The sequence below is a fragment of the Plastoroseomonas arctica genome (assembly GCF_018128965.1).
Taxonomy (GTDB): Bacteria; Pseudomonadota; Alphaproteobacteria; order Acetobacterales; family Acetobacteraceae; genus Plastoroseomonas; species Plastoroseomonas arctica.
Map to the genome: position 1 here is coordinate 61795 of NZ_JAAEDH010000008.1, position 19346 is coordinate 81140.

The 19346-nt window shown below is 70.7% G+C and carries 20 protein-coding genes; 12 read left to right on the plus strand and 8 right to left on the minus strand.

Going from position 1 to position 19346, the window contains the following annotated elements; genetic code table 11:
• Window positions 1–9 precede the first annotated feature (9 nt).
• The 10 genes from GXW79_RS08800 (at window position 10) to rsmA (ending at window position 10610) form a co-directional block, all read left to right on the plus strand.
• Window positions 10–861 (plus strand): fumarylacetoacetate hydrolase family protein, encoded by an 852-nt coding sequence (locus tag GXW79_RS08800; protein WP_211874009.1) that lies wholly within the window; start codon window positions 10–12, stop codon window positions 859–861.
• Entirely contained in the window at window positions 858–1172 is a 315-nt protein-coding gene (locus GXW79_RS08805; protein WP_367614862.1) for a YdhR family protein, read from the plus strand. Before GXW79_RS08800 ends, GXW79_RS08805 begins: the two co-directional genes overlap by 4 nt.
• Window positions 1169–1552, plus strand: a complete 384-nt coding sequence (locus tag GXW79_RS08810) for a VOC family protein (RefSeq protein ID WP_211874010.1) — start codon at window positions 1169–1171, stop codon at window positions 1550–1552. The genes GXW79_RS08805 and GXW79_RS08810 overlap by 4 nt, the downstream gene beginning before the upstream one ends.
• Before the next feature lie 58 nt (window positions 1553–1610).
• Window positions 1611–3053, plus strand: coding sequence for an FAD-binding oxidoreductase (locus GXW79_RS08815; RefSeq protein WP_211874011.1), 1443 nt, complete (start codon window positions 1611–1613; stop codon window positions 3051–3053).
• Entirely contained in the window at window positions 3050–3724 is a 675-nt protein-coding gene (locus tag GXW79_RS08820) for a hypothetical protein (protein WP_211874012.1), read from the plus strand. Before GXW79_RS08815 ends, GXW79_RS08820 begins: the two co-directional genes overlap by 4 nt.
• A 13-nt stretch (window positions 3725–3737) precedes the next feature.
• Window positions 3738–4883, plus strand: coding sequence for an LPS export ABC transporter permease LptF (lptF, locus tag GXW79_RS08825; RefSeq protein WP_211874013.1), 1146 nt, complete (start codon window positions 3738–3740; stop codon window positions 4881–4883).
• Window positions 4880–6007, plus strand: a complete 1128-nt coding sequence (gene lptG / locus GXW79_RS08830) for an LPS export ABC transporter permease LptG (protein WP_367614851.1) — start codon at window positions 4880–4882, stop codon at window positions 6005–6007. Before lptF ends, lptG begins: the two co-directional genes overlap by 4 nt.
• A 218-nt stretch (window positions 6008–6225) precedes the next feature.
• Window positions 6226–8358 carry an LPS-assembly protein LptD gene (locus GXW79_RS08835; RefSeq protein ID WP_211874014.1) on the plus strand — a complete coding sequence of 711 codons (2133 nt, stop codon included), beginning with the start codon at window positions 6226–6228 and terminating at the stop codon, window positions 8356–8358.
• Window positions 8359–8439: 81 nt separating this feature from the next.
• Complete coding sequence (locus GXW79_RS08840; protein WP_211874015.1) at window positions 8440–9771, plus strand: peptidylprolyl isomerase; 1332 nt, start codon at window positions 8440–8442, stop codon at window positions 9769–9771.
• Complete coding sequence (gene rsmA / locus GXW79_RS08845; RefSeq protein WP_211874016.1) at window positions 9771–10610, plus strand: 16S rRNA (adenine(1518)-N(6)/adenine(1519)-N(6))-dimethyltransferase RsmA; 840 nt, start codon at window positions 9771–9773, stop codon at window positions 10608–10610. Before GXW79_RS08840 ends, rsmA begins: the two co-directional genes overlap by 1 nt.
• On the opposite strand, the gene GXW79_RS08850 is transcribed toward rsmA, so the two are convergent.
• The 3 genes from GXW79_RS08850 to GXW79_RS08860 form a co-directional block, all read right to left on the minus strand.
• On the minus strand, window positions 10602–10919 hold the full coding sequence (locus tag GXW79_RS08850) for a hypothetical protein (protein WP_211874017.1): 318 nt from the start codon (window positions 10917–10919) through the stop codon (window positions 10602–10604). The two genes, rsmA and GXW79_RS08850, sit on opposite strands and share 9 nt — an antisense overlap.
• A 121-nt stretch (window positions 10920–11040) precedes the next feature.
• The gene (gene gmk / locus GXW79_RS08855; protein WP_211874018.1) at window positions 11041–11685 is read right to left on the minus strand and encodes a guanylate kinase; all 645 of its coding nucleotides are present in this window, start codon (window positions 11683–11685) and stop codon (window positions 11041–11043) included.
• On the minus strand, window positions 11675–12574 hold the full coding sequence (locus GXW79_RS08860) for a YicC/YloC family endoribonuclease (RefSeq protein ID WP_211874019.1): 900 nt from the start codon (window positions 12572–12574) through the stop codon (window positions 11675–11677). The genes gmk and GXW79_RS08860 overlap by 11 nt, the downstream gene beginning before the upstream one ends.
• A gap of 38 nt (window positions 12575–12612) precedes the next feature.
• On the opposite strand from GXW79_RS08860, the gene GXW79_RS08865 reads away from it, so the two are divergent.
• The gene (locus tag GXW79_RS08865) at window positions 12613–13398 is read left to right on the plus strand and encodes an SDR family NAD(P)-dependent oxidoreductase (RefSeq protein WP_367614852.1); all 786 of its coding nucleotides are present in this window, start codon (window positions 12613–12615) and stop codon (window positions 13396–13398) included.
• Window positions 13399–13405: 7 nt separating this feature from the next.
• Here the strand turns inward: GXW79_RS08865 and mltG are convergent, their stop codons facing one another.
• The 5 genes from mltG to fabD all read right to left on the minus strand — a co-directional run bounded on the left by mltG (window position 13406) and on the right by fabD (window position 17930).
• Window positions 13406–14371 (minus strand): endolytic transglycosylase MltG, encoded by a 966-nt coding sequence (gene mltG, locus GXW79_RS08870; protein ID WP_367614853.1) that lies wholly within the window; start codon window positions 14369–14371, stop codon window positions 13406–13408.
• 38 nt (window positions 14372–14409) lie between these two features.
• The gene (gene fabF / locus GXW79_RS08875) at window positions 14410–15699 is read right to left on the minus strand and encodes a beta-ketoacyl-ACP synthase II (RefSeq protein ID WP_211874022.1); all 1290 of its coding nucleotides are present in this window, start codon (window positions 15697–15699) and stop codon (window positions 14410–14412) included.
• Between the two features lie 14 nt (window positions 15700–15713).
• Entirely contained in the window at window positions 15714–15965 is a 252-nt protein-coding gene (locus tag GXW79_RS08880; protein WP_211874023.1) for an acyl carrier protein, read from the minus strand.
• 215 nt (window positions 15966–16180) lie between these two features.
• Window positions 16181–16918 (minus strand): 3-oxoacyl-[acyl-carrier-protein] reductase, encoded by a 738-nt coding sequence (gene fabG, locus GXW79_RS08885; protein ID WP_211874024.1) that lies wholly within the window; start codon window positions 16916–16918, stop codon window positions 16181–16183.
• Window positions 16919–16970: 52 nt separating this feature from the next.
• Window positions 16971–17930 (minus strand): ACP S-malonyltransferase, encoded by a 960-nt coding sequence (gene fabD, locus GXW79_RS08890; protein ID WP_211874025.1) that lies wholly within the window; start codon window positions 17928–17930, stop codon window positions 16971–16973.
• Window positions 17931–18078: 148 nt separating this feature from the next.
• On the opposite strand from fabD, the gene GXW79_RS08895 reads away from it, so the two are divergent.
• Window positions 18079–19269 carry a GAF domain-containing sensor histidine kinase gene (locus GXW79_RS08895; protein ID WP_211874026.1) on the plus strand — a complete coding sequence of 397 codons (1191 nt, stop codon included), beginning with the start codon at window positions 18079–18081 and terminating at the stop codon, window positions 19267–19269.
• The last annotated feature ends 77 nt before the right edge of the window (window positions 19270–19346 follow it).

The following is a 19346-nucleotide window of genomic DNA, read 5'->3' on the forward strand; positions in this document are numbered from 1 at the left end:
TCCTGAGAGATGAAACTCCTCCGCTACGGCCCCAAGGGCCAGGAAAAGCCGGGCCTGCTGGATGCCTCCGGCGCCATCCGCAGCCTCACCGGCATCCTCCCCGACCTGGCCGGTGACGCGCTGTCGCCCGGCGTGCTGGCGAAGATCGCAGCCCTGGACCCGATGAGCCTGCCCAAGGTGGAGGGCAATCCGCGCCTCGGCCAATGCGTGACGGGGCTGACCAACTTTGTCTGCATCGGCCTGAACTACGCCGACCACGCGGCGGAGACGGGGGCCGCCATCCCGAAGGAGCCGATCGTGTTCCTGAAGTCGCTCGGGGCCGTGTGCGGGCCCAATGACGACGTCATCATCCCACGCAACAGCGTCAAGACCGACTACGAGTGCGAACTCGCCGTCATTATCGGCACCACCGCGCGCCATGTCAGCGAGGATGACGCACTCGACTACGTCGCCGGCTACGCCATCGCCAATGATGTGAGCGAGCGCGAATGGCAGGCCGAACGCGGCGGCGCCTGGGACAAGGGCAAAGGTTTCGACACCTTCGGCCCGCTCGGCCCCTGGCTCGTGACGAAGGACGAGATCGAGGACCCGCAGAACCTCGCGATGTACACCGACATCGACGGCAAGCGCATGCAGAACGGCTCCACCAAGACGATGATCTTCGGCGTGAAGACGCTGATCGCCTATGTCAGCCAGTGCATCACGCTGCACCCCGGCGACGTGATCAGCACCGGTACGCCGCCTGGCGTGGGCCTGGGCGTGAAGCCGACGCCCGTCTTCCTGCGCGCCGGCCAGACCATGAAGCTCGGCATCGCGGGTCTCGGCGAGCAGACCCAGAAGCTTGTTCCTTGGGCCATGTGATCCTCGCGATGGATTTCGCCACCGCGCCGCCCTGGGGACCGGGGCGGGTGTCGGCGTTGCGCGTCCTGGCGGAGTCCATCGCGCGCGATACGCCCGGACTGCTTTGGAAGATCTGGACCGAGGATGAGGCGGCCGGGCGCGCCGGTGGCCTCTACGCCTTCGGCTCTCGCCCCGAGGCGGATTCCTATCGCGCGATGCACACCGAACGCGCCGCCGCGCGCGGCGCGACCGATATCCGCGCCCATGTCTGGGACGTGAACGCCGAACTCTCCGCCATCACCCGCGCACCCCTGCCAGGAGAATCACCATGAGCTTCGCCTTCGACCACCTTCACCTGCGCAGCCCGGACCCGGTCAAGGCCGCGCAATTCTACATCGACATGCTCGGGGCCGAATTGACCGGCCAGGTGGAGACACCCAACGGCATTCGCATGCTGCTCAAGCTCGGCGGCATGACGACCTTCATCGAGCAGGTGAAGCCAGGCACCCATGCCGCGCCCGAGGCACCCTATGTCGGCGTCGAGCATGTCGGGCTGGTGGTGCCGGACCTGCACGCGGTGGTCGCCGAGCTGAAGGCGAAGGGCTGCCATTTCTCCACCGAGCCGCGCTCGCCGCGGCCCGGGACGACCATCGCTTTCGTCGACGCGCCGGACGGGGTGAAGGTCGAGCTGTTGGAGCGCAAGGCGGCCTGAGAACCGCGCGCGTGGGGGGCGTCTTGACCCCCCGCCCGCATGGCGCCAAGCCTTCCGCATGACGCCCGACACCATGCTGCCGCCCCCGCTTCTCGATGCGCTGCAGGCGCTGCTCGGCCCGCGCGGCCTGCTCACCGAACATGCGGATATCGCCCCCTGGCTCGCTGATTGGCGGGGGCTTTACCAGGGCGCTTCGCCGGCCATACTGCGGCCAGGCTCCACCGAGGAACTCGCCCAGGCGGTGCGCCTCTGCGCAGCGGCGGGCGTGCCGATGGTGCCGATGGGCGGCAATACGTCGATGGTCGGCGGCGCGACGCCCGATGAGAGCGGCCGCCAGGTCATCGTCTCGCTCGCGCGGCTCAACCGCATCCGCGCGCTCGACCCGCTCGACATGACGCTGGTGGCCGAGGCCGGCGTGGTGCTGAAGACCGCCCAGGACGCCGCCGCGGAGGCTGGCTGCCTGTTCCCGCTCAGCCTCGGGGCGGAGGGGACGGCCACCATCGGCGGCGTGCTCTCCACCAATGCCGGCGGCAACACCACCGTCCGCTACGGCAACGCCCGCGAGCTGATGCTGGGCCTCGAGGTGGTGCTGCCGGATGGCGGCGTGATTCACGGCCTGCGCCGGTTGCGTAAGGACAACACCGGCTATGCGCTGCGCCACCTGTTCGTGGGCGCGGAGGGCACGCTGGGCTTCATCACCGCCGCCGCCCTGCGCATGTATCCCCGCGCGCGGGAGCAGGAGGTGGCCTTCTGCGCCGTCGGGTCGGAAGACGCCGCATTGTCCCTGTTCCGCCGCTTCCGCGATCGCGACGAGGGCGCCGTGCGCGCCTTCGAATACATGTCCGGCACCGGCGTCGATCTCGCGGTTCGCCACATCGAGGGCATCGCCTGGCCTCTGGGCGCACGCGCCGACCACTGCGTGCTGCTCGACCTCGCCTCCTCCCGCCCCCAGGGCGGTCTGCGCGCACTCGCCGAATCGGTGCTCGAGGAAGCGCTCGACGCCGGCGAGGTGCTCGACGCGGTCATCGCCGAGAGCGATGCCCAGCGCGCCGCCCTCTGGCGCATTCGCGATGAGCACCCCGAGGCGCAGAAGCGCGAGGGCGCCTCGGTGAAGAACGATGTCTCGGTGCCCGTCAGCCGCGTGCCGGAGTTGATCCGCCGATCGTCCGTTGCCCTCACCGCGCTCATCCCCGGCAGCCGGCCGGTGCCCTTCGGCCACATGGGCGACGGCAATATCCACATGAACCTCGAACAGCCCGAGGCCATGGACCCAGCCGTCTTTCTCGCCCGCGCCCACGACATCATGGATTGCGTGAACGCGATCGTGCGCGACCTCGAAGGCAGCTTCTCCGCCGAGCACGGCATCGGCCGCCTCAAGACCGACATGATGGAGGATTGGCGCGGCGGCGCGGAGCTCGGCGCCATGCGCGCGATCAAATCTGCGCTCGACCCGCTCGGCCTGATGAATCCCGGAAAGGTGCTGCCAGGCCCAGCTTCATGAGGGGGCTCCTCGCCGCCGCGCTGGTGATCCTGACGACTTTATCCGCGCGCGCCGCGCCCGTGGTCGAGCTGCGCGTCGTCTTCGGGCCAGGCTGCACCGGCGTCGGCGTCGCGATCCATCTGGGCGGCGGCCTCTTCGTCACGGCCGGCCACCTGCTGGACCCCGGGCTCGCGCGGCGCGAGGGCTGCCCCGGCGCCGCGCTGGAGCCCGAGCGCCCGCCCACCCTCATCATCGATGGGCTGCCGACGCCGGCGGCGATCCTCCGCCGAGTGCCGGGCGTCGCCACCGGGGACGCCGCGCCGGGCTGGGCCTATCCGGGTTGGGCCGACCTCGCGCTGCTGCGGGTCGCCGTGCCGCCCTCGCTGCCGGCCGCGCGGCCGTGCCCGGGCGATGCCGCCGCCGGCGACCGGCTGCGCGTCGAGAGCCTGATGCGACGCGCCGAAACCCGCCTCGCGGGCCAGGAGCGTACCGGCATGCTGGGACCGGCGCGCATCGACGGCACCCTGTTGGTCCTCGACATCGTGCTCAACCCCGGCGAATCGGGTGGCGCGGTGTTGGGGCCCGCGGAATGTCTCGCCGGCATCGTCAGCGCACGGCAGGACCTGCCGGGCAGTCGTTACAGCTTCGCGGTACCGGCCGGCACCCTCCGTGCCTTTCTCGTCCGGCAGTGATAAAGGCGAGGGCGTGAGCAGGACCGATACCTACATCTTCCGCCAGCTGCTGCTGGCGCTCGTGGCCGTGACGGTGGGCCTCGCCGCGCTCGTGTGGCTCACCCAATCGCTGCGCTTCATCGAGCTGGTGCTGGACCGCGGCCTGTCGCTCATCGTCTTCCTCGAGCTCACCGGCCTGATGCTGCCGAATTTCTTCGCCGTGATCCTGCCGATCACGACGTTCGTGGTGACGCTGTTCGTCTATGTGCGCCTCGCCTCCGACCGCGAGCTCGTCGTGATGCGTGCCGCGGGGTTGTCGCAATGGTCGCTGGCTCGACCGGCGGTGGTGCTGGCGACCTTGACGGCGGCCCTCGTCCTGTGGCTGCAGCTCTACCTCGTCCCGGTCAGCCACACCGCCTTCCGCGCCTGGCAGTTCGAGATCCGCAACCAGATGGCCGGCCTGCTGCTCCAGGAGGGCGTGTTCAGCCAGGTCGGCAGCGACATGACCGTCTACGCGCGCGAGCGGGAGCGCGACGGCACGTTGCGTGGCATCCTCGTCCAGGATGGGCGCGAGGCCGGTGCGCCGGTCACCATCCTCGCCGAGAGCGGCCGCATCATCCAGACGCCAAGCGGGCCGCGCGTCACGCTGGTCAACGGCCAGCGCCAGCAGATCGAGCGCCTGGGCAATCCGCCGGTCGCCCGCCTGTCGGTGCTGAGCTTCGCCGAGAACAGCGTCGACCTCGCCCGCGCGACCCGCAGCGACGAGGTGCGCTCGCGCGACAGCCGCGAGCGCAGCATCGGCGAGCTGCTCGACCCCGATCCCGAGGAGCGCCTCCGCGACCGCGAAATCCGGCGGTTCAAGGCCGAGGCGCATCAGCGGCTCTCGGCACCGCTGACGGTGCTGTCCTTCGCCCTGGTGGCGCTCGCCGTGGCGCTGACCGGGGAGTTCCGTCGCCACGGCGGCGGCTTCCGGCTCGCGGTCGGCGTCGGCATCGCGGTGGCGCTGCTGGCGACGGGCCTGACCACCGGGACCCTGGCTGCGCGCGACAATGACTGGGTGCCGCTGATCTGGGTGCATGCGGGGGTTCCGGGCCTGCTCGCGGCCTTCTGGATCAGCGACCAGGTCCAGGCGATGACGCGGCGCCGCAGCGTGGTGCCGTCCATGACGACCGCGTCGTGATCGCCGCCACCCTCTCGCTCTACGTCGCGCGTCGCTTCGCGGTGATGGTGGTCTCCATGCTGGCCGCGCTCGCCGGCCTGATCGCGCTGTTCGACCTGATCGAGCTGATGCGCCGCGCCGCCACGCGCCAGGATGTAGGCTTCGGCCTCGTCGCGCAGATTGCCGGGCTGCGCGTGCCCTTCGTCGCGCTGCAGATCCTGCCCTTCGCGATCCTGATCGGCGGCATCATCGCCTTCTGGCGCCTGACGCGGTCCTCCGAGCTCATCGTTGCGCGCGCGGCCGGAATCTCCGCCTGGGGCTTTCTCGCCGGCCCGGTGCTCGTCGCGCTGGCCATGGGCGTGATCGCCACCGCCGCGCTGTCGCCGCTCTCCTCGATCCTGCTGGCCCGCGCCGAGCGGCTCGACGCGGCCTATCTGCGCAACACGGCAGGTATCACTGCGATCGCCGGCGGCCGGCTCTGGCTGCGCCAGGCGGATCGTGGGGCGGGCGAGGGCGGCGTCGCAATCATCTCCGGCCTGCCGGCGCCGCGTCGCGCCGGGGCGCTGGTCACCGCCGGCGGGTTCGAGCTGAACACGGTCAGCATCTGGCGCATCTCCGCCGCCGACCAGCCGCTCGAGCGGATCGAGGCGCCGCGCGCACGGCTGATGCCGGGCCATTGGGCGCTCGATGCCGCGATCGTGTTCCCGGCCGATCGGGCGGCGCTGCCCGCGCGCGCGATGGAGCTGCCGACCGAGCTCACCGCCTCGCGCATCGAGGACAGCTTTGCCAGTCCCGATACGCTGGGCTTCTGGAGCCTGCCGGCCTTCATCGGCCTGCTCGAGGAGGCCGGCTTCTCCGCCGTGCGCCACCGGTTGCGGCTGCAGAGCCTGCTGGCGCTGCCGCTGCTGGCCGCAGCCATGGCGCTGCTGGCCGCGGGCTTCTCCATGCGCCACACGCGGCGCGGCGGCGTGGGCGGAATGATCGCGAGCGGCGTCAGCGCCGGCTTCGCGCTGTTCGTGCTGGACCGGATCACCGGCGAATTCGGCCAGGCCGGCACCTTGCCGGTCACGCTGGCCGCCTGGGCGCCGGCCGCGGCCGGGCTGCTGCTCGCACTGGCCTTGCTCGTCCACCTTGAAGATGGTTGATCGCGGTCATGGCTGAGACGCCGGGGAGAGCCAGGGCAATGCGGCGGGATCGGGTGACGATGGCGGCGGCGCTCCTCGGGGCGTCATTCCTGGCAGCGGCGCAAGGCTGGGCACAGGGCCTGGTGCCTGAGATTCGTGGGCCCGAAGAGCTGCAACCGACAGCACCCGGCGCCCCACCCGCCACGCCGGGGACGCCTCCGCCGCCACGTTCGGCCACCATGCCCGGCCTGTCGCGCAGCGGCGCCGGCACGCCCTCCAATGCGCCCGTCACCTTCACCGCCGACGAGGTCGAATACGACCGCGACCGCGCGCTGGTCACCGCCCGCGGCCGCGTCGAGGCCTTTCAGGGCGAACGCATCCTCCGCGCCGATGAATTCACCTATGACCGCAACAGCGGCGTCGCGACCGCGCGCGGCAACGTCCAGCTGCTCGAAGCCGATGGCCAGGTGGTCTTCGCCGAGAGCGCGGTGCTCTCCAACCGCATGCGCGACGGCGTGATCGACGGCCTGCGCGCCCTGCTCGCGCAGAACGGGCGCATGGCCGCGACCGGCGCGCGGCGCACCAATGGCGAGATCATCGACCTCGCCCGCGTCAGCTACTCCTCCTGCAACACCTGCGAGCGGGACCCGCTGGAGCCACCGCTGTGGCAGCTGCGCGCCCGCGTCGCCACCTGGGATCAGCCGGCGCGGCAGATCCGCTACCGCGACGCTCGGCTGGAATTCGCCGGCGTGCCGCTGCTCTATTCGCCGTATTTCCAGCACCCCGACGGGTCCGCGCCAAGGCAATCGGGCTTCCTCAGCCCGACCTTCGGCGTCACCCGCTACCTCGGGGCCTTCGCCGAGATCCCCTACTACTGGGCGATCAACGACAGCGAGGATGTGAAGATCGCGCCGATCATCTCCTCGCGCCAGGCGCCCAACCTGGGCGCCGAATACCGCCGCCGGTTCAATACTGGGCAGATCGCGGTCAATGCCTCGGTGGGCTACCAGGTGCGTGAGGAAAGCGGCTCCGGCACGGGCTTCGCGGGCCACATTTTCGCGCGCGGCCGGTTCTCGATCGACGAGACCTATCGCACCGGCTTCGACCTGAACCGCGCCACTTCGGAAACCTATCTCCGCACTTGGCGCTACGAGCCGCGCCGCGTGCTCACCAGCTCCGCCTTCGTCGAAGGCTTCTGGGGCCAGGAAGGCTACGCGCGCATCGACGGCCGCGCCTACCAGGGGTTGCGCAGCACCGACGACGTCTCCTCCATCCCCTTCGTCCTGCCCAACATCTATGCCGACTACACGGCGCGCGACGGCATCGGTGGCACCTGGACGATCGACACCTCCGACTTCGCCGTCTTCCGCGGCACCGGCACCGATACCCGCCGCGGCGCGACCCGGCTGCGCTATGCGCTGCCCTATACCGAGACCACGACCGGTTCACTGTTCACCCTGCGCGCGCAGGGTGATCTCGCCATCTACTCCTTTGACAAGCTGGACGAGGCGCCGAACCTGGTCACCACCGGCAGCGCGAGTGGCAACTCCACCCAGCAGAACATCCGGGTCGGCCTCGACTGGCGGCTGCCCCTGGTCCGCGATGCCGGCATCTACGGCTCCCAGCTGATCGAGCCGCGGGTTCAGTTCGTGACCGGCCCCGTGACCGGGCTGCAGGCGCGCGTGCCGAATGAGGACAGCATCGACTACGAATTCACCGACGCGACGCTGTTCGAGCTGAATCGCTTCGGCGGCCGCGACCGCCAGGAAGGCGGCAGCCGGGTCGACGCCGCGCTGCGCGCCGCCTGGTTCTTCCCCAATGGCGGGCAGATCGAGGCGCTCGCCGGCCGTTCCTATCGCCTCAACACCGATGGCGGCCCGTTCTATGCCGGCTCCGGTCTCGAGAACCGCGAGAGCGACTGGGTCGGCCGGCTGCGCCTGTCGCCGGTGCCCTGGCTTACCGTGCTCGGCCGCGCGCGAGCGGACGGCGAAACCGGCGAGCGCCGGCTTGTCGATACCTCGGCCACGGTGAGCTATGGCACCGGGTCGTTCACCGCCGGCTACCTCTACTCGACCGCGGTCCCCTACATCACGCCGGTGCGGGAGCGTGAGGAGGTTGCCCTCACCGTCTCCCAGCGCTTCGGGGCGAATTACCGGGCCTCGGTCGGCGGCCGCTACGACCTCGGCATCCATCGCGCCGTGCTGGCCACTGCCTCCGCCGCCTATGAGGATGAGTGTTTCGTCCTCGAAGGCCGGTTTGTGCGCCGCTTCGCCGAGGACCCCGCGACGCGGAACCTCTATCCAGGCAACACGCTGTTCCTGATCCGCCTGACGCTGAAGACGGTGGGCGATTTCGGGTTCCGGGCGATCTGAGGCAGGTCCGGCGCCCGGCCATGCTGCATGGCACGGCTGTGGGCTGGTCGCGGGGCAGCCGGAGGCGCTAAGAACGCCCGCATGGTCCATATCCTCCGCCCGATTGCATTCCTCCTTGCCCTGATGGCACCGCTCGCGGGCTCGATGGCGCAGCCCGGCGGCGCGCAGCCCGGCGGCGGGACGCCCTCCCCCGGCAACACCAACCGCATCCTCGCCGTGGTCAATGGCGACATCATCACCCGCTCCGACGTGCAGAGCCGCCGGCGCCTCTTCGCGCTCAGCGCCGGGCTGCGCACCGACGAGTCCGCGACCGCAGGCCTCGACGCGCAGATCCTCCGCCTGCTGATCGATGAGCGGCTGCGCCTGCAGGAGGTGAACCGCCGCCGCATCGCGACCTCCGACCAGGAGATCGCCGAGGCGCTCTCCGGCATCGAGGAGCGCAACGGAATGACGCGCGGCAAGCTGCTGGAAGACCTCCGCCGCGCCGGGGTCGAGCCGCGGGTGATGTATGACCAGCTGCGCGTCCAGATCGGCTGGGGCCGGCTGCTGCGCGCACTGCTCGGCCCGCAAGGCGAGCCCTCGCCCTCCGAGGTGAACGAGGCGCTGACGGCCGCACGCGCCCGCATCGGCGAGGCCGAGTTCCAGGTCTCGGAAATCTTCATCCCCGTCGACAACCCGGCCCAGATCGCCGAGGCGCAGGCCTTCGTCGACGACGTGATCGGCCGGCTGCGTCGCGGCCTGGCCTTCCCCGTCGCGGCCACGCAGTTCAGCCAGGCGCAGACCGCGCTGCAGGGCGGCGACCTTGGCTGGGTGAAGGCCGACCAGTTGGACCCCGCGGTCGCCCGCATCGTCACCCAGATGCCGCCCGGCGCGGTGAGCAACGCGATCCGCGTGCCCGGTGGATGGCAGATCGTGGCCCTGCGCCAGAAGCGTGAGAGCGGGCGCGACAACGCGACGCTGCTGAGCGTGCGGCAGGTCTACATGCCCTTCACCTCGCCCTTGAACCCACAGGCACCCACGGCGCAGCAGATCGAAGTCGTCGAGCGTGCCCGCGCACTGCAGGCCAGTGCACGCAGCTGCGACGCGATGGAGGCCGCGTCGCGCGGCAGCCCGCGCCCGGCGGACCCCGGCCCGATCCGCCTCGAGCAGGTCAATCCGCCGCAGTTCCGTGAATTGCTCGCCGGGCTCGCGCCCGGTCGCGCATCGGAACCGATCATCGCGCCGGAGGGCATCATCGTGCTGATGGTCTGCGGCCGGGAGACGCGCAACCTCGCCGAGATCACGCCCGAGCAGGTCCGCACCCAGCTCGTGCGCGACCGCGCCGAGCTGCTCTCGCGCCAGGTGCAGCGCGACCTGCGCCGGCGCGCGCAGATCGAGATGCGGGCGACGACGTCGGCGCAGCAACGCGGCTAGTGGCGGCGCCGAGCGGAACACTGCCCTCGATCGCCGAGACGATTGCCCGGCATGGGCTGGACGCAAGAAAATCGCTCGGCCAGCACTTCCTGCTCGACCCGGCAATCTGTGCGCGCATCGCGGCGCAGCCAGGCGACCTCACCGGCCGGCACGTGCTGGAAATCGGCCCCGGCCCGGGCGGGCTGACGCGCGCCCTGCTCGACACCAAGGCAGCGAGCGTCACCGCGGTGGAGATCGACCGCCGCGCGATCGCGGCGCTGGCGGAATTGCAGGCCGCCTATCCAGATCGCCTTCGCGTCATCGAGGCCGACGCTTTGAAGCTCGACACCGCGACCTTGCTGCCGGCCCCGCGCGTCGTGGTGGCGAACCTGCCCTACAATATCGGCTCGCCGCTGCTGGTGCGCTGGATGCAGGAGGCCGCCTGCTTCAAGGCGCTGGTGCTGATGTTCCAGCAGGAGGTTGCGGAGAGGATCACCGCCGCACCCGATAGCGAGGGATACGGAAGGCTCTCCGTGCTCGCGCAATGGCGCTGCCGATGCGCGATGCTGCTGCGCCTGCCGCCTGGTGCCTTCACGCCGCCGCCCAAGGTGCACAGCGCCGTGGTCGGCCTGACGCCGCACCCCGATCCGCCGTCGCCGGCGTTGTTCGCGTCGCTGGAGCGTGTCACCGCTGCCGCCTTCGGGCAGCGGCGCAAGATGCTGCGCGGATCGTTGAAGAGCCTCGGCGAGGCCGATCGCCTGCTGGACGAGGCCGGCATCGCCGGCGACCGCCGCGCCGAGACGCTCAGCGTCGCCGAGTTCGATCGCCTGGCGCAAGGGCTGCTCGCCCGTTCACTGTGACTCCGGCGCCGCCGCAATCGCCGTCGTGTGCCCGAAGGCGGGGCTGACGATACCCGGCGCCGAACGCACGGCCTGCTGGATCAGCTCGGCGCCGACATGCTCGGCGTCCATCCAGGGGCAGATCGCGGGGCCTTCGCTGGGTGCCACGGGCAGGCAGAAGGCGCCAGCTGCCTTGAAGCGCGCGCGGCGTTCCGAACCGGCGACGACCTCGCAAGGTCCGTCGAAACGGCTGCACGCCCAGACCTCTGGATGCGTCGCGAGCGTGCGAGGAATCAGCCGCCACAACTTCAGTTCAGAGCTGGTGGGCATTGGACCTGACCGTCGCGGAAATACGCGCTGGCAGAAACTCTCCGAATTCGGTCGCGAGTTCAAGTGCGACGTCGCAGCGAATGCAACTATCACGAGAAAGACGCTCCAGATCGCCGTTGGCTCAAGCCAGCAGCATAGCCGCGAGCTCGGCGATGCCTTGGCTGCGCGCCGGGACGCTGCGCGCCGCCTGGAGAACGGCACGGGCCGCGGCCGTTGTCGTTTCGAAGTCGTCATTCACCAGCACGTGGTCGAATTCGGACCAGTGGCTGATCTCGGCGCGCGCGCCTTCCATCCGACGCGCCACTTCGGCGGGGCTGTCCTGGCCCCGCGAGGCAAGGCGTCGTTCCAGCTCCGCGAGCGAGGGCGGCAACAGAAACAGGCCCACCACATCACCAGGCAGTGCCGCCCGCAGCTGGCGGTGGCCCTGCCAGTCGATGTCGAACAGCACGTCGCGCCCGTTCGCCAGCGCCTGCTCCACCGGCGCGCGCGGCGTCCCGTAGCGGCGGCCGTAGATCTGTGCGTGCTCCAGCATCTCGCCGCCCGCGACCATGGCAAGGAAGGCGGCCTCGTCGCGGAAGAAATAATCCGTGCCGTCGATCTCGCCGAGGCGCGGCGCACGCGTCGTCGCACTCACCGAGAGCGTCAGCGCCGGCTCGCTGCGCAGCAGCGCGCGCGCGACCGAGGATTTTCCGGCACCCGAAGGTGCTGCGATCACCAGGCAGACCCCGCGACGTGAGTGCGCGGAGCCCGGCGCCTCATTCGACATTGGCGGCCTGCTCCTTCAGCCGCTCGATCGCGGCTTTGAGGTCAAGCCCGATGCGCGTCAGCGCGACGGTCGCCGATTTCGAGCACAGCGTATTGGCCTCGCGCACGAATTCCTGGGTGAGGAAATCGAGCTTTCGCCCAATCGCGACGCCCGAGCCGAGCAGCGCGCGCGCCTGCTCCAGATGCGCCGCGAGACGATCCAGCTCCTCGCGCACGTCGGATTTGCTGGCGAGCAGCGCCACCTCCGCGGCGAGCCGGTCATCGGGCACACGGCGCTCACCGTCGAGCAGCTGCGCGAGCTGTTCGGTGAGGCGGGCGCGCTGCGCCGCGGGCTGCAGCGCGGCCTCACCCGCAGCCGCGGCGCAGAGCTCGGCGATCTCGCCAAGCAGCGTGCCGAGGATGATGGCCAGCTTCGCCCCCTCGGCGCGGCGCGACTCCTCCAGACCCGCGAGTGCCTCGAGGAAGCCCGCCGCGACGACGTGCGCCTTGGCCGCTTCCGCCGCCTCGTCGACGACCGTCTCGGCGCCCTTGAGCACGCCCGGCAGCGTCAGCAGCGCTTCGGCGCGCGGCGGCGCGGCGCCGGGTATGCGCGCGGCGACATCGAGCGCCAGTGCCAGGAACTGGTCGAGCACGGCGACGTCCAGGGCAAGGCGCGGCGCCCGCTCCTCGCGCTTCAGGGTCAGCGTGGCGGAGACATTGCCGCGCTTGAGGCGCTGCTGCACGGCCTCGCGCAGGCTCGCCTCCAGCCCGTCCGAACCGGGCGGCAGGCGTAGCCGCACATCGAGGTTGCGGCCATTGACGCTGCGGATTTCCCAAACGTAGGAGGTGCCGTCGGCAAGCGGGCCCGAAGCGCGCGCGAAGCCGGTCATTGAGGCGAGGGTTTCGGTCATCAGCGGCTTTTCCGACGCCGCGCGGAGGGATGCAAGGCATGGTCTATCCATGGCGCTCGGTCGCCATCACGGGCGCCTCCTCCGGCCTCGGCCGGGCGCTGGCCGAGGCGCTGGCGGCACCGGGCGTGACCCTGCACCTGAGCGCGCGCGACCCGGCAAGGCTGTCCGCGAGCGCGGACGCCTGCCGCGCGTGCGGCGCGACCGTGCAGGAGACCATGCTCGATGTCCGCGACGCCGCGGCGACAGAGACGCATCTGCGCGCGGCCGGGCATCTGGACCTGGTCATCGCCAATGCCGGCATCTCGGCCGGCACCGGAGGCCTCGCCGAGCCGGCGCACCAAGCCCGCGCGATCATCGAGACCAATGTCCAGGGGGCACTCAACACCGCCATCCCCGCCCTCGCCATCATGGCAATGCAGCCGCCTGGCGCCGATGGCGTGCGCGGCCGCGTCGCGGTCATCGCCTCCATCGCCGGCTTCATCGCCGCCCCCGGCGCGCCGGCCTACTGCGCGAGCAAATTCGCCATCCGCGCCTGGGCCGAGGCGGCGGATCCCGGCGCGCGGCGCCAAGGCCTGCGCGTCCACGCCGTCTGCCCGGGCTACATCCGCACGCCGATGACCGCGCGCAACGCCTTCCCGATGCCGTTCCTGATGGAGCCCGCGGATGCCGCGCGCCGCACGCTGAGCGGCATAACGCGCGACCGGGTGCGCATCGCCTATCCCTGGCCTCTCTACGCCGCTGCCCGGCTGCTCGGCGCCCTGCCGCCGCGCTGGATCGGTGCGTTGATGGGGCGCTTCCCGGCCAAGGCGCAGGACGCGCGTTAGGCTTGGCTCAGGGGCGCGGCGGCCGCGCCCGCTCCACCTCGCGCCAGCGCGCCACGTTGCGGTTGTGCTCCTCGAGCGTGCGCGCGAAGACGTGGCCGCCGCTGCCATCGGCCACGAAGTAGAGGAAGTCATGCACCTCGGGCTGCACCGCGGCGCGCAGGCTCTCGCGCCCGGGGCTTGCGACGGGGCCCGGCGGCAGGCCGCGGTTGCGATAGGTGTTGAAGGGGTGGTCGCGGTCGAGGTCGGCGCGGGTCAGTGGCCGATCCAGCACGGCGCCATCGGCCGCGGCATAGGCGACGGTGGGATCGGATTGCAGCGCCATGCCGCGTCGCAGCCGGTTGATGAAAACGCCGGCCACGCGGGCGCGCTCCTCCGGCTTGCCGGTCTCGCGCTCGATGATGCTGGCCAGCACCAGCGCCTCGCGCGGGCTGGCGAGCGGCAGGCCGTCGGCGCGGGACGCCCAGACCTCGGCGAGCGCGCGTGTCATCGCTTCCTCAGCGCGGCGCAGGATCGCGGCGCGCTGATCTCCGTAGGCGAAGGCGTAGGTTTCCGGCAGCACCGAACCCTCCGCGAGGGAGGGCGTCTCGCCGCTGAGCGCCTCGGTGCGCTCGACGAGGGTGGCGATCTGGCGCGCCATCAGCCCCTCGGGGATGGTGAGGCGGCGCTGCACCGGGCGGCCGTCGCGCAGGATCGACAGTACATCCTCCAGGCTCGCGCCCGCGGGGATGGCGAACTCGGCGCTGCGGATCGGACCCTCGGCGCGTGTGACCCAGGCGGCCAGCGTGAAGGCGCGGGCGGATTGCACGACGCCCTCGCGCTCCAGCGCCTCGCCGGCGACCGAAAGCCCTCCGCGCGGTACCACCACCTGCATGGGTGCGGAGAGCGGACCGGCGGTGCGATAGGTGTGCAACGCCGCGCCGGCCGCGATCAGGCCGAGCAGCGCCGGCAGCAACAGCCAGGCCAGGAATTTCACCGGAAAGCGCCTGCGAAGGCCTTCCGCCATGACCGCCGCTACGGCGCCCCGCGGAACACGATGGAGGCGTTGGTCCCGCCGAAGCCGAAGCTGTTCGACAGCGCCACTTCGATCGGGCGTTGCTGCGCCTCGCGCGGCACCCGGTCGATGATGCTCTCGCGCGAGGGCTTGTGCAGGTTCAGCGTCGGCGGGGCAACCTGGTCGCGGATCGCGAGGATCGAGAAGATGCCCTCGACGGCGCCGGCGGCACCGAGCAGGTGGCCGATCGCGGATTTGGTCGACGACATCGCGAGCTTGGAACCCGCATCGCCCCAGAGCCGCTCGACCGCACCGAGCTCAAGGTCGTCGCCGAGTGGTGTCGAGGTGCCGTGGGCGTTCACGTACTGCACGCCCTCGGGCTCGACGCGGGCCGAGCGCAACGCTGCGCGCATGGAGCGGAAGGCGCCATCGCCGGTGTCCGACGGGGCGGTGATGTGGTGCGCATCGCCCGACATGCCGTAGCCAATCACCTCGGCGTAGATCTTCGCGCCGCGCGCCTTCGCGTGCTCGTACTCCTCGAGCACGACGACACCGGCGCCTTCGCCCATGACGAAGCCGTCGCGGTCCTCGTCCCAGGGGCGCGACGCCAGCACGGGGGTGTCGTTGTAGCCGGTCGACAATGCGCGCGCGGCGCAGAAGCCGGCGAGGCCGATATCGTTGACCGCCCCCTCGGCACCGCCGGCGACCATCACGTCGGCATCGCCGAGCGCGATCAGCCGCGCCGCGTCGCCCAGTGCATGCACGCCCGTGGCGCAAGCCGTCACCACCGCATGGTTCGGACCCTTGAAGCCGTACTTGATCGAGACATGCCCCGAGGCGAGATTGATCAGCGCCGAGGGGATGAAGAAGGGCGACAGCCGCCGCGCACGGCCAGCCGCCACGACCTGCGCCGCCTCGTAGATCGATTCGAGGCCGCCGATGCCCGAGCCGATCATCACGCCGGTGGCGCAGCGCGCTTCTTCCTCGTCCTCGCCCGGCATCCAGCCGCTATCCTCGACCGCCTCGGTGGCGGCGACGAGGGCGAGCTGGATGAAGCGGTCCATCTTCTTCTGGTCCTTGAGCGGGATCCACTCGCCGATGTCGAGCTTCCCCTCCGTCTTGGACCCCTGCGGCACCTGGCCCGCGATCTTTGCGGGCAGGGCCGAGACGTCGAAATTCTGGATCGCGGCGATGCCGCTCTCCGCATTCAGCATCCGTTTCCAGACATGCTCGACACCGATCCCGAGCGGCGAAGCGATCCCCATGCCGGTGACCACGACACGACGCGATGACGAACCATGCTGAAACACGCTGACCGAACCCCTTACGCCTTGTCGGCTTCGCCCTGCTGCGCTTCGATGTACTTGATCGCGTCGTTCACCGTGGTGATCTTCTCGGCCGCGTCATCGGGGATCTCGACACCGAAGGCTTCCTCGAAGGCCATCACCAGCTCGACCGTGTCCAGGCTGTCGGCGCCCAGGTCATCGATGAAGGACGCCTCGTTGGTCACCTTCGATTCCTCGACGCCGAGATGCTCGACGACGATCTTCTTCACCTTCTCGGCGGTCTCGCTCATCGGGATCACTCTCTCCATCTCGCGGGCTGGGCCCGCTTGTTCTGATCGGTCTCGCGGGGGGTTCTCGGCACGGCCGACCGATGGTGGAACCATCGGCCCCAGCGCGCATCCCCCCCACAGCGGGCGGCGCTTACCATGGAACGAAGGTGCGGCCTAGGCTGTCAGGGGGTACCGGGTCAAGGGGGGTGCGGGCATGGCGGACCGTCGGCCAGGCTTCAGATCATCGCCATGCCGCCATTGACGTGCAGTGTCTGCCCGGTCACCCAGCCCGCCTCAGCCGAGGCGAGATAGACCACGGCGGCGGCGATGTCCTCGGGCGTGCCCATCCGCCCGGTCGGGATGCGCGCCAGCAACGCCGTGCGCGGGCCTTCCCCCAGGGCATCCGTCATTGCCGTCTTCACGAAGCCGGGGGCGACCACGTTCACCGTCACCCCGCGCGTCGCCACCTCCTGCGCCAGCGACTTGCTCATGCCGATCAGGCCGGCCTTGGCGGCGGCGTAGTTGGCCTGGCCGGCATTGCCGGTGACGCCCACGATGGACGCGATGGACACGATGCGCCCGGACCGCTTCTTCATCATGCCGCGCAGCGCGCTGCGGGCCAGGCGGAACGGCGCCGTCAAATCCACGTCCAGAACCGCCTGCCAATCCGCATCGCCCATGCGGAGTGCGAGCATGTCGCGGGTGAACCCGGCATTGTTCACCAGGATGTCGAGGGCACCGCCCTCCTTCTCCACCTTTTCCACGAGTGCTGCCGGCGCGGCGGGGTCGGCAAGGTCGGCGGGGGCCACGATCACGCGCTCGCCCAGCTCGGCGGCCAGCGCGTCCAGTTCGGCGGCACGACGACCGGTGATGGCGACGGTCGCGCCGGCGCCATGCAAGGCACGGGCGACCGCGGCGCCGATGCCGCCGGTGGCGCCCGTGATGAGGGCCACTTTTCCGTCCAGGCGAAACATTGGCGGCAGCTCCTAAAAAAGCGGCTCCAGGGCGCGGCCCTGGGCCGGATGCCTAAAGCGTCTTGAGGAAGGCTTCGATGTCGGCCGGCGTGCCCAGCGCGCTGGCCGTCGCGTCGGGCGCATTGCGCTTCATCAGCCCGGTCAGCACGCGGCCGGCGCCGAGCTCCACGAAGCGCGTGACGCCCATCGCCACCATCGCGGCGATGCAGTCCCGCCAGCGCACATTGCCGGTGACCTGCTCGACCAGCAGGCGGCGGATCTCGTCGACATCGGTGACCTTCGCCGCGGTCACGTTGGCAACCAGCGGCACCACCGGCGGCGAAATCGTCGCGGCGCCCAGGGCATCGGCCATGGTCGCCGCGGCCGGCGCCATCAGCGCCGAATGGAACGGCGCGGAGACCGGCAGCAGCATGGCGCGGCGGATGCCGGCCGCGGAGGCTGCTGCGATCGCACGGTCGATGGCGCCCTTGTGGCCGGAGATGACGATCTGGCCGCCGCCATTGTCGTTGGCGACCTGGATCACCTCCTCCTGCTCCGTCTCGGGGTCCAGCGCGGCGCTTTCGCACAAGGCCCGCGCCTGCTCCAGATCCGCGCCGAGCAGCGCGGCCATCGCGCCCATGCCTTCGGGTGTCGCGGCCTGCATCGCCTCGCCGCGCGCCCGCAACAGCCGTGCCGCCGTCGCGACACCGAACGAACGCGCGGCGGTGAGCGCGCTATATTCGCCGAGGGAATGTCCCGCAACCAGCGCGACCCGTGCAGCAAGGTCGATCCCGCCCTCGCGCTCCAGCACGCGCAGCACGGCGATCGAGACCGCCATCAGCGCCGGCTGTGCGTTGGCGGTGAGCGTCAGCGCGTCCGGCTCGCCTTCCCACATGAGCTTGGTCAGGTGCTGGCCGAGCGCGTCATCCACTTCCTGGAAGACCTCCCGCGCGGCGGGGAAGGCAAGGGCAAGATCCCGCCCCATGCCGATGGCCTGGCTTCCCTGGCCGGGAAATACGAAGGCGAGGGCCATGACTATTGTGTTTCCGTCCCGATGACTGGCCGGCGGGCGTAGCGGCCCGCGAGCCGGCCTGTCAACGCTTCGCCACGGCGCCGGCACGCCGATACTGGCGCGCGGATCGAATGTCATGCAGGGTATTTCGTCAAGGAATGCTATCGTAATGACGTTGAGCCACGCTATCCAGACCGTGCAGCGGATCGATGTGGTGCCCGCCATCCTCGATACCGTCTGCCGCCTGACCGGGACGGGTTTCGCGACCATCGCGCGCGTCACCGCCGAGCATTGGGTGGCCTGCGCCGTGCATGACCAGGTCGGCTTCGGTCTCAAATCCGGCGGCGAGTTGCAGATCGAGGCGACATTCTGCGACACCGTCCGCCGGCACAACGAACCCGTGGTGATCGACGCCGCCTCGCTCGACCCGGTGTACAAGGACCATCCCATCCCGTCGGCCTATGGCTTCGAGAGCTACATCTCGGTGCCGATCATCCTGCCCGACGGACAGTTCTTCGGAACGCTTTGCGCCCTCGGCCGCGCGCCGGCGCGCCTGCGCAGCCCAGAGATCATCGGCACCTTCACCATGTTCGCCGGCCTCATCGCGATGCATCTCGACGCCATCGGGCGCACGGATGCGGCCGAGGCGCTCCTGGCCGAGCAGCGCGCCGAGGCCGAGGAGCGCGACCGCTTCATCGCCATACTGGGCCACGACCTGCGCAATCCCATCGCCGCCATGGTGTCCGGCACGCGCCTGCTGCAGGGTGCCCGCGACGAAGCCGAGGCGCAGCGCATCGCGGGCATGATGTTCGCCACGCTGGGCCGCATGGCGAAGCTGGTCGAGAACGTGCTCGACTTCGCCCACGCGAGGATGGGCGCCGGCATCGACATTCTGCCCGCGGCGACATCGGGGATGGAGCGTGCGTTGCGCCACGTCATCGACGAGATGCGCGTCATCGAACCGGACCGCGCAATCGAGGCGCGGTTCGACCTTGCCGCGCCCGTGGTGGCCGACGTCGCGCGCGTAACCCAGCTCTTCGCCAACCTGCTCGGCAATGCGCTGGTCCATGGCAAGGCCGACGCGCCGGTCGTCGTCGAGGCGCGCAGCGACGCCGGGGGATTCACGCTCTCGGTCGCCAATGAGGGCGCGTCCATCCCTCCCGCGGTGCGGCAGCGCATGTTCCGTCCGTTTTCGCGCGGCGAGGTCAGGGCCGGGCAACAGGGGCTCGGGCTCGGCCTCTACATCGCGGCGGAAATCGCGCGCGTGCATGGCGGGACGATCGACCTGGTCTCGGACGAGACCGTGACCTGCTTCACCTTCCGGCTGCCCGCATCGGCCGCGGCGCTGCCCGGCGCCTAGGCTCGCTCGAGCCGGCCCCGCCGGGCGCGGCGCGAGGCCGTGGCGTTCCTGCTGCGGCGATGCCGCTTTACTTGCCC

Bases quoted from the DNA above. Each gene is read 5' to 3' on its own strand.
- GXW79_RS08800 (WP_211874009.1), top strand. From the start codon at position 10: ATGAAACTCCTCCGCTACGGCCCCAAGGGCCAGGAAAAGCCGGGCCTG.
- GXW79_RS08810 (WP_211874010.1), top strand. From the start codon at position 1,169: ATGAGCTTCGCCTTCGACCACCTTCACCTGCGCAGCCCGGACCCGGTC.
- GXW79_RS08815 (WP_211874011.1), top strand. From the start codon at position 1,611: ATGACGCCCGACACCATGCTGCCGCCCCCGCTTCTCGATGCGCTGCAG.
- GXW79_RS08820 (WP_211874012.1), top strand. From the start codon at position 3,050: ATGAGGGGGCTCCTCGCCGCCGCGCTGGTGATCCTGACGACTTTATCC.
- GXW79_RS08835 (WP_211874014.1), top strand. From the start codon at position 6,226: ATGCCCGGCCTGTCGCGCAGCGGCGCCGGCACGCCCTCCAATGCGCCC.
- GXW79_RS08840 (WP_211874015.1), top strand. From the start codon at position 8,440: ATGGTCCATATCCTCCGCCCGATTGCATTCCTCCTTGCCCTGATGGCA.
- GXW79_RS08850 (WP_211874017.1), bottom strand. From the start codon at position 10,919: ATGCCCACCAGCTCTGAACTGAAGTTGTGGCGGCTGATTCCTCGCACG.
- gmk (WP_211874018.1), bottom strand. From the start codon at position 11,685: ATGTCGAATGAGGCGCCGGGCTCCGCGCACTCACGTCGCGGGGTCTGC.
- GXW79_RS08860 (WP_211874019.1), bottom strand. From the start codon at position 12,574: ATGACCGAAACCCTCGCCTCAATGACCGGCTTCGCGCGCGCTTCGGGC.
- GXW79_RS08865 (WP_367614852.1), top strand. From the start codon at position 12,613: ATGGTCTATCCATGGCGCTCGGTCGCCATCACGGGCGCCTCCTCCGGC.
- GXW79_RS08880 (WP_211874023.1), bottom strand. From the start codon at position 15,965: ATGAGCGAGACCGCCGAGAAGGTGAAGAAGATCGTCGTCGAGCATCTC.
- fabG (WP_211874024.1), bottom strand. From the start codon at position 16,918: ATGTTTCGCCTGGACGGAAAAGTGGCCCTCATCACGGGCGCCACCGGC.
- fabD (WP_211874025.1), bottom strand. From the start codon at position 17,930: ATGGCCCTCGCCTTCGTATTTCCCGGCCAGGGAAGCCAGGCCATCGGC.
- GXW79_RS08895 (WP_211874026.1), top strand. From the start codon at position 18,079: ATGACGTTGAGCCACGCTATCCAGACCGTGCAGCGGATCGATGTGGTG.